The sequence below is a fragment of the Rahnella perminowiae genome (assembly GCF_019049755.1).
Taxonomy (GTDB): Bacteria; Pseudomonadota; Gammaproteobacteria; order Enterobacterales; family Enterobacteriaceae; genus Rahnella; species Rahnella perminowiae.
Map to the genome: position 1 here is coordinate 1 of NZ_JAFMOS010000502.1, position 12,979 is coordinate 12,979.

The following is a 12,979-nucleotide window of genomic DNA, read 5'->3' on the forward strand; positions in this document are numbered from 1 at the left end:
GGCTAAAAGATAAAAAAAAAGCCCGCACAGAGGCGGGCAAAATATTTCTTATGACATTCATTCTGCACTCCCTCGGGGGTGAGCACGCAGCCAGTATAGAAGAAATGAAACTCAGGATTCTTGCCCGAATTCGTTAAGAAAGTGCAAATGATTTCCACCGGGTTATTTTACCGTTTCGCATCATCTTTCCTGTCAGGCATGCCTTTGTGCAATGGTCTGTACTACAATAATCATAATTGAAAACCATGGGATAACCTGATGAAAGTTAATGATCTTGTGACAGTAAAAACTGACGGCGGACCGCGCCGTGAAGGTAAGGTATTAGCCGTAGAAGAGTTTTATGAAGGCGTCATGTATCTGGTTTCGCTGGAAGATTATCCGGCAGGTATCTGGTTCTTCAATGAAGGCGATACTAAAGATGGCACATTCGTTGAACCCCGCGAAGGTTCTGAATAATATTTATGCGATGTCTGTCGTGAATAAAAAAAACCGGGGCAAGATTTTTGCCGCCGGTTTTTTTTACTTATTGCCTGCCGGTAATGACGCTGAGGCCGTTATCAGAACGTTTCCCAGTTCGGTTCATCGTTTCCCCCTTTAGGCGAACGGGAAGCCTGGCCGGGCAGGGAGCGGGATGATGCCGGGGGTTGTGGTTGCGCACTGCGGATGCTGCCATCGAGACGGAACACTGCCACAGCCTGTGTCAGGCGGGCGGCCTGCTCTTCAAGTGACGCGGCGGCGGCAGATGCTTCCTGCACCAGCGAGGCGTTTTGCTGCGTGACACCATCCATTTCTGACACTGCCTGGCTGACCTGACTGATCCCGCGACTTTGTTCATCCGATGCGGAAGCGATTTCGCCCATAATGTCCGTCACATGGCTGACAGCGGTAACAATTTCTGACATTGTGTCTCCCGCGTCACCCACCAGAATGCTGCCTTCACCAACGTAATCGACAGATTCTTCAATCAGTGCTTCAATTTCTTTCGCTGCCTGTGCGCTTCGTTGCGCCAGATTGCGCACTTCGCTGGCCACCACCGCAAATCCACGTCCCTGCTCACCGGCGCGTGCTGCTTCCACAGCAGCATTGAGTGCCAGAATGTTTGTCTGAAAAGCGATACTGTTGATCACATTAGTGATTTCGGCGATTTTGGTCGAACTCCGGGAAATCTTATCCATGGTACTGACCACGTCCGCCACAATATTCCCGCCTTTTTGCGCTTTGTTTGAAGCGTCTGCAGCCAGTTTACTGGCGTGATGGGCATTTTCGGAGTTCTGTTTCACCGTAGCCGTTAGCTGTTCCATACTGGCAGCCGTTTCTTCCAGTGCCGCGGCCTGTTGTTCGGTCCGCGAAGACAAATCGGTATTACCTGAAGCAATTTCCGTCGAGCCCTGATAAATAGACACCGCGCCTTCACGTACAGTCAGAACCGTTGATGCCAGCGAGCGTTGCATTTGATCCACATTATTACTCAGTACGCCGATTTCATTGCGGCCCTGCACTTGTGCGGGTTGCGTCAGGTCTCCCTCAGCAATTTTCTGAATGCGCATCACCAGTCTGTTCAGCGGATGAATAATGACTTTACGCATCACCAGGTAAGTGATGAAGGTCAGCACCAGTGCCAGCAGGAAACCGCCACCCATCAGGGTATAACCGAGCACGGCATTATGCTGCGCTTTATCATTGATGGCATTAGCCGTTTCGGTACGATAAGCAATTGCCGCCAGCAGAGGGATATTATTGGCGAGATCCAGACTACGTACCGTTTCTGCTTCCTGAGAAATGACTTCCTCGAAATGTGCCTGTCTGGCCGATTCCAGCATCGGTGCCATGCCTTTGGTCAGATAATCGTCATAGGCTTTTTTCAGCGGTTCATCAATTTCCCGATCTTTATCGGTTTTATTCGGCCGGTTGATATAAGCCTCAAACGAAGTTTGTGACTGTTTAATTCGGCTGGCAGCGTCTTTCAGGTTTTGGTTAAACACATCCTGGTCACCAATACGCGCCGCTGCGGCGGCCTGAATCAGCAACAAACGTGCGGTACGCAGATGGTTTGAACTGTTGGAAAGAGCCAGACGGATTTGCAGCTCCTGGGTAGCATTTGCCAGCGCGGCATTACTTTGCTTTAGAAAGAAACCGGAGGTGCCGACGGCAACAGCAAAAAGGAAAAGTATCCCGGTAAGAATCAGGCTAATCAGGGTGATAAGGCGAATGTTGCTGATAAAAGAGGTTCTGGTCGTTGAAAATGTAGGAGTATCCATTTTATTTTGTTCCGCTCAATTGATCCTGTATACCGCCTGTTCCGGGCGGTCAGTGACAGCGATAAAGGCATTGCCAGCGGGCAAGTCCGGCCGTGACGAAAAAGACGCCATAAGGAGTCATCGGCATTCCGGCGGAGGGATTCAGTTTATATTTGTGGCGGAGATCTCATTTTCAGAGATTAACGAAGATTTCTACAGGCTGCGCCGTTGCGTAACCTGTAGCCGAAAGAGAAGAGAGGTGATTAATTCACATAAATACCATTGGTGAGCTGATCACATAAACGAACGACGTGATAAATAATATGTTTATTCGGTGATTTTATTTTCCTTTTAATATTTCCCTTATAGGAAGACACCGTTTTGGTTTTAATTTGTAACTTGTCTGATATTTCAATGGTGCCGTTACCGGACATCCACATTCTGAGCATTGCTGATTCAGAACGACTGAGCATCACAGGCCGGGTATCGAGCATTCCACTCCCGGCGGGATCCTTCGCCTGGGGTAATAACGGATGATTTATTAATTGCTTCAGTGTGTCGGCTTTAATGGATTTGGAGGTAATAATCACGTTTTTACGAACAAAAATATACTCTTCGAAATGAATACGTGTACGGGACATAAAAATAAAAAACAGCGTATCAGGGGAGCCGGTGATCAGTTCTCCGAGACGTTCTTTATTACCTGAATGAGGTGATATGCAATCCTCGTTAATAAAAACAATCGAAGGATTCAGTTTGTTGCAACCATTAAGAAACTGCTCAAAATGGCTGACGTAACTGACATCTTGTTCACTGGTGAGAAATTGTTGCAATCCGAGACGCGTATACCGGCATGGATCCAAGATTATCGTATGCATAGTAAGTCCTCATAGGACGTCCCTGTTCTGCATAATGATTGGATTTTTTTGTGTCAGCACAGCAGGCACAAACTGCGCGCTGACTCTACTTTTTGCATGAAAATCGGACAGTTGGAAGTGATTTTTTTACCCCTTAAGGGGCAGGGAAGGATTTGATAAATTTGCTTTATGTCACAATTAAATTTGTAACTGTACAAAAAGTGGCCCGTATTAAGACTATTCTTAATGGATGTAATGACATAGAAAAAAAACTAATTGATTAGGATGTTACGGTAACACGCCGGTACCTCTGTCAATACAATGAAGACCCTGCTTATGCTTAAAAACAATTCACGAATGAAAAAGGGCAGAAAAGCAGACGCAGTGCGTAAACACTGCGTCCCGGTCATCACCAGTAGGATTGCCAGCACTGCGTCACACGGGTCAGGGCTTCGACATAAAAGTAGTCACCCCAGCTGCAACACTCATCAACACCTTTACCGCTGGCCATATGATAGACAGAATGCTTAAGTAAACCGTCACAATCTTCGTCCTCACGGGTAAGATAATTCTCGGTCAGTGAATCCATAATGCGCAGCGCCATTTCTTCATAGCACACCCGTTTGTCATCGGTGGCTGGCAGCGTGGTCGCAAGCGTCAGCAGACCGCAGACCCCAATCGCCGCAGCCGAACTGTCGCGAACGGCATCGGTGCCGAGCAACGCCAAATCCCAGTGGCAGACATCGTCTTCCGGTAAGCGGTTAAGGAAATAATGTGCCAGACGCCGTGACATCTCCACCTGATCTTCATCGCCGGTATAACGATAACTGAGCAAAAAGCCGTAGATACCCCATGCCTGGCCGCGCGACCAGCATGAGTCATCGGCATATCCCTGATGCGTATTACCAAAACGCGGTTCGCCGGTCACAGTATCCATGTAATACGTGTGATAGGTGGAGGCGTCCGGGCGCACAATATATTTCGCCGCCTGTTCTGCATGCGCGCGGGCAGCATCGGCGAAGCGCGGTTCACCGGTTTGTTCACTCGCCCAGTACAACAAGGGCAAATTCATATTGCAGTCGATAATCATGCGGCCGGCCTGTTCCGGGTCATGCAAATCGCCCCACGCCTGTATGATTTTCGCCCGGCTATTAAAACGTTCCATCAGGGCTTCTGCTGCCAGCAGTGCAAAACCACGAGCCTGCCGGTTGCCGGTCAGTTTGTAGGCGCTGACGCACGAGAGGCTGTAGAGAAAACCGAGGTCATGCGTCGCGGTATCAATGCGGTTGGCGATACGGTTACCAAACGATGTCACTTGTTTTTCTGCTGCCAGACGGTAACGGTCATCGCCGGTCATTTCCCACGCCAGCCAAAGCTGGCCGGTCCAGAAACTGGTAGTCCATTCCACATTCTCTGTCAGCGGGTAATGGCCGTTTTCGCAGGTTTCTGCCGGGAATTTATCGCCGAACTTTTCCAGATTACGGGAAATTTTGCTGAGTACCGTCTGGCGCGCCCGTTGCATCTTTTGTGCAAAAGCGATTTTATCCAGCTGATTCAGTTCCACGGGTAGCAACGTCTCTTTCGCGATGGTGATCGTCATACTTTCTCCCTTTCCATTCCAATTGTTTCAACTTCAACCTGCACCGCAGGCACGGGGGTGCCTGAGCGCAGGCTGTGACAGGCGGATAATGTGAAGGCGGAAATCAACGTAAAGCACAGCGCGATACCGCCCATAATCAGATAAGTGTGTTCAAAACCAATACGGTCGTAGAAGTAACCGGCAGGCGGGGCGACCACAATGGAGCCGACGTATATCATGGCCTGATAACCCAACAGATACATGGTGGCGTTGACGCGTTTGCTGAAATGCTCGGCGATGTACTTGAACACTGACACCAGCAGCAACGCGATCTCCAGCCCGTAGAACGGTTTGATAATTGAAATCAGCAGCGGGTCGTGGGTCAGCCCGGAGGCAATCAGGCGTAATCCCACCAGTGCGCCGACCAGCAACAGGCTCTTCTTGGCACCGAAGTAGTTCACCAGGAAAGGGATAACCATCATCATCAGAAATTCGAGACCGGACTGCACCGTGCTCAGATAGCCGTACCAGGCGTTGCCTTGCTCTTTGGTATCGAAGAAGGTGACGAAATAGCGTGAGAATTGTTGTTCGGCGACAAACATCATCCACGCGACACCAGCGACATACAGCGAGAACATCCAAAACTTGCGGTTTTTGAGCAGTAAAATCACATCGCTGAACACGATCTTTTGCTGTGAAATGACGTCGTTATTTTTAAGTTCTTCATCACCAATTTTCAGTGAAAGCAGCACCATCAGCATGACCAGCGAGGTCGCGCTGCTCAGGCCAAAGTTCCAGGCAGGGGAGAGGTTAAACAGCACGCCGGAAAACGACGCGGCCAGCGCCCAGCCCAGTGACCCCCACATGCGAACCTGGCCAAATTCCATATGATACAAGCGACTGAAACGGTCAGCATACGATTCGGATGCTGCCACACCGGCGTACCAGCCGAGGCTCAGATACAGCGCACCGACGATAATCCCGACCATCAGGTGGCTGTTCAGCAGTGGCTGGTAAACGAAAATAAAGAACGGTGCCATCAGGGCGGAAACCAGCACCACAAAATACAGCAGAGATTTGCTCATGCCGATTTTGTCCATGATATAGCCGTAAACCGGCTTCATGACCACCGCGAAAACGCCGTTAATGGCAAACACGGTGCCGATACTGACACTGTCGAGTCCGGCTTTTTGCCCCAGCCATAAGGCATATAGCCCGAAGCTCGAAGACCAGGTGAAGAAATACAGGAATATAAAGCTGCTCATTTTGTAATAAGCCGTTTTACTGGCTGTTTTTATGGCTTTCATCGTGACTCCTGAAACGGCTATTGCGGTTAAGCTAAAATGATTTGTCCGTTATGACCCGGATATTGCCAACGTAGCTGCTGCCCTTCGCGGGAGACTTCCGGTAAAGGGAGGCTGCGAATATCCGTGCTGGCCGAGGCCGACACGGCAGTGATCAGCCAGTGAGATCCCACCGGCAGGGCATTTTTCAATACGGGTATGGCGGCGGTTTCGGCGAACATAATGCTGCTATTGGGCGGGGTGATAACGGTGGACGCTTCGCGCGACGTGTTATCTTCCAGCGCGGCAATCCGGCTGATGCCGTTACCGGCTGTGACTGTCACCGCCTGTTTTTCTGCCGGATGCAGTATTTGCGTTGAAGGTGTCTGCATCACTGCAAAACCGCCTTCGGCCGTCTCCAGCGGACGCTGATTCTCAATGTGATGGACCCGCAAATGCCAGTCACCGCAGGGGATCAGCCAGGTGCGTACTGCTACGTCGTGCCACGGCAGCCAGCGGGAATAAATCATCCCGACGGTGATGCGGGTGTCGGCACAGTCGCGGCGTCCGCGATAATAGCCGTCGCCCTCAGAGAACATCAGCATCGAATCGCAACCGGCATGATTCAGACCGTACCGGCCGCGATCCAGGGTGAATCCGAACTGACTGGAATAGGCGAATTTGGTGTATTTGGCTTCGGTATTCACAAAATTATTCAGCTCAAGCTGACCTGACGTGAGCATCACAACATGCTGACCTCCGGCATCGCGGGTCAGGATCTGACTGGCATGAGGAATGCAATGAGTGTCGGGCAGTGCCGGAAGGGGCGCTTCTTCTGCCGCCCAGAAGGCATCGTCCGGCGGCAGTGCCAGCACCAGGAACAGTTTGCATGCCCAGTAAGGTGAGCCCGGTGCGTTATAGTCTTCCGCCATCACCAGGTTCGGTGTGTGATAACCGATACTGAGCACGCCGTCGCGGTCGAAAATCGGCTCTTTCAGCCAGTGACGCAGATGGCGCAAAATCAGCCCCTTGATGATGCCCGGAGTGAACACGTCCAGTTGGCTGTACGCTGCCGCACTCCAGAACGCTGCTTCGGCAAAACGGTAGGTCAGGCTGCGTCCGAAAGGCACCGCTGCGCCACCCGCGGAAAACATCGTAATGAAATCCTGTGCGAAACGTTGTGCCCGTTCACGCAGCATGGCTGCACGTGATGCATCCACATCAGCCATATTCTGAGCGTACAGCAGGCCGTAATAATGAAACGCCATCGAAATGTAGTAATCACGCGGCCTGCCGGGACCGTCGGAATACCAGCCATCGCCCAGATAATAATCTTCCATCAGCGCAAAACGGGCTGCCACGGCTTCCTGATCCCAGGGTAATCCGGATGTTTTAAAGCCCATCTGCACCATAACCGGGAAGAAATTCCAGTTGTTATTCGGGATGGTGGCATCACGCCCCTGATTCAGCCAGTCCGCCAGATTTTGTTGTTCCTGAACGCTGAAATGCTGCAACAGTTTTGTGTCAAGCAGCGTCAGCCCGACACCAAACGCCGCCATTTCCACACAGCGCTGATCAAAATCGCGGATATCTCCCCAGTATTGCGGATGCTGCGGATCAGTGCCGAAACGAATGGCATCCAGATAAAAAGATAAATCCTCACATTCACCTCCACCGGCCAGCAGCGGGAAAATGCCCCACAACATGCGCGACAGTGCTTCCATTTCGGCAATTTTTTTTCCGTAATGGGTGGTGGAATTTCCGAGGTTGATTCCGCTTTTGCCTTCTTCCGTATAAGGCGACACCGCCGAGAGCAACTCTTTCAGCAGATGCTGCACATCATCGCGGGTCTGTAACGGATTATTAATGTTCACTTTTTTCAGCGTCATAAAAATTCTCCCGGTGACGTAAGGGAAGCAAAAAATAAGGGTTTATTAATTTGAAATATTATTTCAATTCTCTGTGCTGCGAGTGAAATATAGAGAAATGAAAAACACTGATTGTTACGTGCTTCACAAAATGAGGTGATTTTTGAAATTGTGATTATTAAATCGCGACTAAAAGGGCTTAAATTATAAAAAACTGACTGAAAATTGTGTTTTGTTGTCCTTGTCGTTTTACGGTGCCAAATGAAAATGAGGAAAACAGGTATGCCCGTATCTGATTATCTGGAGCGTATTGCCCTTAATGAACGTCAGGTTTCCTTTAACCGGATGAACCGCGGGAGTGCCAATTATTTTCACTGGCATCAGTGTCTGGAATTACTTTTTGTCAGTCAGGGCTATGGGATTGTCATTGTGGATAATCAGCAATACACACTGCGTCCGGGGCGCTTGTTCGTTTTTCCGCCTTTTAAACTGCACAAAGTGTTTGTCGAATCCGGTGAAAAGAACCTGTATTTACGCACCACCATCCATCTGGATCATCAGTTGCTGGATGGTTGCCTGCAATCATTCCCGCAACGCCGGGCGAGGTTCGCAAATTTGTGGGATGCCGATCGTGCAGCACATATTTATGATCTCAGCGAACATGCCAGCCATATAGAAGTCATTCTCGAGCAGTTCAATCAGTTGTCCGAACCGCAGGCCGATCAGTGGGAAGAAATTACCCTGCTGATCTTGCAACTGATGGCATTTATGCCAGCGGAAGACGTGTTGCCAAAAACTGTCAGCCGGACAACAGCTTCTAAAGTCATGCAATGGATTGAAGAAAATTACGTGCAAAAATTTTCGCTGGCGGAACTCTCTGTGGCCCTCGGATTGTCAGAAAGTTATATCTCGCGGGTATTCGGGCAGGAAACCGGTGGCTCAATTCAGGATTATCTCGCCACCCGGCGGGTTAAACGGGCATGTGAATTGCTGCGTTCCACAGACCGTTCGATCGAAGCGATCGGGCTGCAATGCGGATTTACTGACGCGCCGTATTTCATTACCCGTTTTAAAAAGATGATCGGCAAAACGCCGTTGCAGTATCGCAAGGCGGCGTTTTCTCTGACGACTTAACGCCAGCTGGCGGGTGCAGAACCGAGCGGGGAAGCGGGGAGGCGCCACCTTAAGGTTGTGTTTTCCAGATGAACGGGAGGAAGCAGTCGCCGGGCATTGCCCCAGACCGTGCGTTCGGGCTCGGATGAAAAATCGTCCTGTTCTGCAGATTCAATCAGCGGTTCGTGACATGCTGTTGCTGATGCGCCATTTTTCATCAGTTCACAGGCAGTGCGTGCCAGTGAAAGTCTGCATTCACTGCCCTGACCGGTTTGCATACGTTGCGCCAATCCGTGGAGCACAGCGGCAGCCATCAGATAACCGGTCGTGTGATCCAGCCCCTGAACCGGCAACGGCACCGGTTTGTGACTACCGGAAAGCCGCATTCCCTGTGCTGCAATCCCGCAGCTCATTTGTACCAGACTGTCATATCCGCGCCGTTCGCGCCATGGCCCGCTCCAGCCATACGCATTCAGACACACATCCACCAGCCCCGGCGCAATCGCACGACGCTTTTCACTGCCATATCCCAGTCTGTGCAGCGCGCCCGCGCGATAACCATGAACCATCACATCCGCGTCCCGCAGCAATTCTTCGAAACGGTGCCGGTCCTGCGGGTTATGCAGATTCAGCCGTGCGCAATGTTTGCCGAGTGTGATATCCGCTTCCTGACTGGCTTCATCCCAGCCGAAAGGATCAATACGCAATACCTCGGCGCCCAGTCCGGCGAGAAAACGCGTGGCCACCGGACCGGCGAGAATTCTTGTCAGGTCGAGTACTTTCACGCCTGCCAGCGGCTGTAGCGGGGACAATTCCCATTGCGGCAGTGCAGCCTTAGCTGACACCGAATGTTGAAAAAGAGGTTCCGAAATCAGCGACTTTCCCTGTACATGCTGCTGCCATTCTTCCGGGCTGAACATCTGTGCGGCACATCCACCCGCCCGCACAACGGCTTGTTCAAGTTCTGCTTTTTTCCACATCTTCACCCGCAGCGCCAGCGCCTCATGGTTTTCTGCTTTGCCGAGCAGTGTCTCTACGACCTTGCGGTGGACGGGGGCATTAGTATGCAAACGGATCCAGCCGTCCGCGGTGGCGTAATCCCCCGCCAGGCTGTCCCAGGCGGGGGGTATATCCCAGCCTTCAGGCCGGATACTGGTTTTGCACCACAGCGAGGCCAGGCGACGATCCACAGTCACCGTATCGTGTTTATCGTTTTTAAGAGCAACAAGCTGTGAAACGGCAATACCCGCCAGCGCCACAGAGGCGGCAATCAGTGGCGTGACCGGATAATAAGACGGAAGATTGCCGGTACCGCTGACATGGAGCGTACAGGGAAGTGAAATTTTGCCGCTTAACTGTGCGTATAGCTCACGCGCTTTCTCCTGAATCTGTTCATCGGACATGTGGGAATCTCCATGCAATAAACAAAAAAATCATCAAACTATAAGCATTCAGCATAGCAGGACGGGCAAAAGGCGCGCTATCTGGCGAGAATGACTCGATGAGGGAGAAATAACAGTAACCTTCCGGTAACAGAATGCTCCTAAAGTCAGCCGTGATTTGCGCGCCAAAACAGGGCAGGAATAGCGGCTCAAATCCGGGTTTCTGAAAACCGGCTCAGCCCCTGTCATACGGGGAACGGGCGCGGTAAGAACTGATGACTTTTACAAGCAAAATATTAGCTGAATGCATTCAATTTCTTGTACGCGGCTTGTGAATTTTACGTTAGCCTTAGGGTCGAAAAATTCTGAATACGCGGGGACGGCGTCACAGCACGATGTCTCCAGATTTTTGCCCAGTACAGGAAACGATTCTGGCATGGAACGAAGAGCATTTATTAAAGCATCTATGGCACTCGCCGCCTGGTGTGGTGTGCCGGCTATGTCCACACTGTTTACCCGTTCCGCTGAGGCGGCAGAGGCGAATGTAGCGGACGGCGGCGAACTGCCATTTGATTTCAATGCGCTGAAAAAGATGGCGAAAGATTTAGCGGATAAGCCTTATGGTGGCGCGCCGCAGCCGTTACCGAAAACGCTGGCTGAACTCACGCCGCAGGCCTACAACGCGATTCAGTATGATCATGCACATTCCCTGTGGAATGGTCTGCCTGACCGCCAGCTTGATGTGGAACTGTTCCACGTTGGTATGGGTTTCAAACGCCGCGTGCGCATGTATTCCGTGGATCCGGTGAAACATCTGGCGCGCGAAATCCATTTCCGCCCTGAATTGTTTAACTATCACGATGCCGGTGTTGATACCAAACAACTGGAAGGTTTCTCCAACCTTGGTTTCGCCGGTTTTAAAGTCAATAAAGCCCCTGAGCTGACGCGCCGCGACGTGGTGTCTTTCCTCGGTGCCAGCTATTTCCGCGCGGTCGATGATACTTATCAGTATGGCCTGTCAGCGCGCGGCGTGGCGGTTGATACCTTTACCGATCAGCCGGAAGAATTCCCTGATTTCACCGCGTTCTGGTTTGATACACCCAAACCTGGTGACACAACGTTTACGGTTTACGCTTTGCTGGACGGCATGAGCATCACCGGCGCGTATAAATTCGTGATCCACTGCGAACCGACCCGCGTGGTGATGGAAATTGAAAACCATCTGCATGCCCGCGAAGACATCAAACAATTGGGCATTTCCCCAATGACCAGTATGTTCAGTTGCGGCACCAGTGAACGGGGCCGTTGCGACACAATCCATCCGCAAATCCACGACTCAGACCGTCTGGAGATGTGGACCGGCAGCGGCGAATGGATTTGTCGCCCGCTGAACAATCCGCAGCGATTGCAGTTCAACGCTTTCAGCGACAACAGTCCGAAAGGTTTTGGTCTGTTGCAGCTCGACCATGACTTTGACAATTATCAGGATGTGATCGGCTGGTACAACAAGCGTCCGAGCCTGTGGGTGGAACCGGTCGGAGACTGGGGGAAGGGGGCCGTTAATCTGATGGAAATCCCGACCACGGGTGAAACGCTGGATAACGTTGTGTGCTTCTGGCAGCCGGAAAAACCGGTGAAATCCGGCGCGGAATTCAGTTTCAGCTACAAACTGTACTGGAGTTCTGAACCTCCTCACCGCAGCCCGATGGCGAATGTGCTGGCGACCCGTACCGGTATGGGCGGTTTCCCGGAAGGCTGGGCACCGGGTGAGAATTATCCGCAAGTCTGGGCGCGCCGTTTTGCTATCGATTTTATTGGCGGTGAGCTGAAAGCCTTTGCTGATAAAGGCATTGAACCGGTGATCAATGTCTCGGCAGGTAAAATTAAAAACATCGAAATTTTGTATGTGCAGCCGTTCGACGGTTACCGCATCTTATTTGACTGGTATCCTGACAGCGATTCAGTCGCACCGGTCGAGCTGCGTATGTTCCTGCGCAACGGCCAGACTGCGTTGTCTGAAACCTGGCTGTATCAGTATTTCCCGCCAGCGCCGGACAAACGCAAATATATCGATGACCGGCAGATGACCCAATAATCCCGTCATCCCTCAATACAAAAAGCCCCGAATATTCGGGGCTTTTGCTTTTTTACATTATTTTTTGCAGATGAACCGGACACAGGAACATGCAAGATACTTCAAAGGTAACGCAAGGGTAACGCACGGCACTCAGCTGATGAAGGCCAAGATGGCAATCAAAACGCCTTCACCAGCATTCCGTTTTGCGGCTGTTGCTGAGGATGTCTCAGCGCCGCGTCGAAAGATTTTTCAACCTCTTTCAACTGTTGTAAAAATTCGTTCGGCGAAAACTCATGTGGTTTGCTGCTCATATAGGCAAGCGCCAGTTCTTTGGCGTTGTAGCGCTGAAAGTTATACATGCTGTTCCTTATTAATCTCAGAAATATTAACGGAATGGCTAACAGCGAGCTGGCTAATGACCACTGCTTACGACGTGCTGCCAATGCAATGAATTCTACGGGTTTCCTTATTAAGCGAAAGTTGCTTTTATTGATGTATTCAATAGCTAAAAGCTAACAATCTGCCTATACGCTATCGGTAATGAATTATGTGGATTTTAATAATCCTTATGGGGTATCAGAAC

General features: G+C 50.9%; 10 protein-coding genes. 3 read left to right on the plus strand and 7 right to left on the minus strand.

Going from position 1 to position 12,979, the window contains the following annotated elements; translation table 11 throughout:
* The first annotated feature begins 258 nt into the window (after positions 1-258).
* Positions 259-456 carry a protein DsrB gene (gene dsrB, locus J1785_RS10310; protein ID WP_015697634.1) on the plus strand — a complete coding sequence of 66 codons (198 nt, stop codon included), beginning with the start codon at positions 259-261 and terminating at the stop codon, positions 454-456.
* Positions 457-557: 101 nt separating this feature from the next.
* Here the strand turns inward: dsrB and J1785_RS10315 are convergent, their stop codons facing one another.
* From J1785_RS10315 to J1785_RS10335, 5 genes are all read right to left on the minus strand, one after another.
* Positions 558-2,258 (minus strand): methyl-accepting chemotaxis protein, encoded by a 1,701-nt coding sequence (locus tag J1785_RS10315; protein WP_129951037.1) that lies wholly within the window; start codon positions 2,256-2,258, stop codon positions 558-560.
* 242 nt (positions 2,259-2,500) lie between these two features.
* The gene (gene rcsA, locus J1785_RS10320; protein ID WP_129951038.1) at positions 2,501-3,115 is read right to left on the minus strand and encodes a transcriptional regulator RcsA; all 615 of its coding nucleotides are present in this window, start codon (positions 3,113-3,115) and stop codon (positions 2,501-2,503) included.
* Positions 3,116-3,503: 388 nt separating this feature from the next.
* Positions 3,504-4,694: a glycoside hydrolase family 88 protein gene (locus tag J1785_RS10325; RefSeq protein WP_217219357.1), complete on the minus strand. Its 1,191-nt coding sequence runs from the start codon at positions 4,692-4,694 to the stop codon at positions 3,504-3,506.
* Positions 4,691-5,980, minus strand: coding sequence for an oligosaccharide MFS transporter (locus tag J1785_RS10330; RefSeq protein WP_129951040.1), 1,290 nt, complete (start codon positions 5,978-5,980; stop codon positions 4,691-4,693). The genes J1785_RS10325 and J1785_RS10330 overlap by 4 nt, the downstream gene beginning before the upstream one ends.
* A gap of 26 nt (positions 5,981-6,006) precedes the next feature.
* On the minus strand, positions 6,007-7,845 hold the full coding sequence (locus J1785_RS10335) for a DUF2264 domain-containing protein (protein WP_217219358.1): 1,839 nt from the start codon (positions 7,843-7,845) through the stop codon (positions 6,007-6,009).
* Between the two features lie 261 nt (positions 7,846-8,106).
* On the opposite strand from J1785_RS10335, the gene J1785_RS10340 reads away from it, so the two are divergent.
* Complete coding sequence (locus J1785_RS10340; RefSeq protein ID WP_217219359.1) at positions 8,107-8,958, plus strand: AraC family transcriptional regulator; 852 nt, start codon at positions 8,107-8,109, stop codon at positions 8,956-8,958.
* Here the strand turns inward: J1785_RS10340 and J1785_RS10345 are convergent.
* Positions 8,955-10,340 carry a CoA transferase gene (locus tag J1785_RS10345; RefSeq protein WP_129951043.1) on the minus strand — a complete coding sequence of 462 codons (1,386 nt, stop codon included), beginning with the start codon at positions 10,338-10,340 and terminating at the stop codon, positions 8,955-8,957. The two genes, J1785_RS10340 and J1785_RS10345, sit on opposite strands and share 4 nt — an antisense overlap.
* A 415-nt stretch (positions 10,341-10,755) precedes the next feature.
* Between J1785_RS10345 and J1785_RS10350 the strand changes: the two genes are divergently transcribed.
* On the plus strand, positions 10,756-12,414 hold the full coding sequence (locus J1785_RS10350; RefSeq protein ID WP_129990851.1) for a glucan biosynthesis protein D: 1,659 nt from the start codon (positions 10,756-10,758) through the stop codon (positions 12,412-12,414).
* A 158-nt stretch (positions 12,415-12,572) separates the two neighbouring features.
* Here J1785_RS10350 and J1785_RS10355 read toward each other — a convergent pair whose 3' ends face one another.
* Positions 12,573-12,755 carry a hypothetical protein gene (locus J1785_RS10355; RefSeq protein ID WP_129951045.1) on the minus strand — a complete coding sequence of 61 codons (183 nt, stop codon included), beginning with the start codon at positions 12,753-12,755 and terminating at the stop codon, positions 12,573-12,575.
* Positions 12,756-12,979: the final 224 nt, after the last annotated feature.

What these genes read in the sequence shown, in the direction of transcription:
- dsrB (WP_015697634.1), top strand. Translation starts at nt 259, where the DNA reads ATGAAAGTTAATGATCTTGTGACAGTAAAAACTGACGGCGGACCGCGC.
- J1785_RS10315 (WP_129951037.1), bottom strand. Translation starts at nt 2,258, where the DNA reads ATGGATACTCCTACATTTTCAACGACCAGAACCTCTTTTATCAGCAAC.
- rcsA (WP_129951038.1), bottom strand. Translation starts at nt 3,115, where the DNA reads ATGCATACGATAATCTTGGATCCATGCCGGTATACGCGTCTCGGATTG.
- J1785_RS10325 (WP_217219357.1), bottom strand. Translation starts at nt 4,694, where the DNA reads ATGACGATCACCATCGCGAAAGAGACGTTGCTACCCGTGGAACTGAAT.
- J1785_RS10330 (WP_129951040.1), bottom strand. Translation starts at nt 5,980, where the DNA reads ATGAAAGCCATAAAAACAGCCAGTAAAACGGCTTATTACAAAATGAGC.
- J1785_RS10335 (WP_217219358.1), bottom strand. Translation starts at nt 7,845, where the DNA reads ATGACGCTGAAAAAAGTGAACATTAATAATCCGTTACAGACCCGCGAT.
- J1785_RS10340 (WP_217219359.1), top strand. Translation starts at nt 8,107, where the DNA reads ATGCCCGTATCTGATTATCTGGAGCGTATTGCCCTTAATGAACGTCAG.
- J1785_RS10345 (WP_129951043.1), bottom strand. Translation starts at nt 10,340, where the DNA reads ATGTCCGATGAACAGATTCAGGAGAAAGCGCGTGAGCTATACGCACAG.
- J1785_RS10350 (WP_129990851.1), top strand. Translation starts at nt 10,756, where the DNA reads ATGGAACGAAGAGCATTTATTAAAGCATCTATGGCACTCGCCGCCTGG.
- J1785_RS10355 (WP_129951045.1), bottom strand. Translation starts at nt 12,755, where the DNA reads ATGTATAACTTTCAGCGCTACAACGCCAAAGAACTGGCGCTTGCCTAT.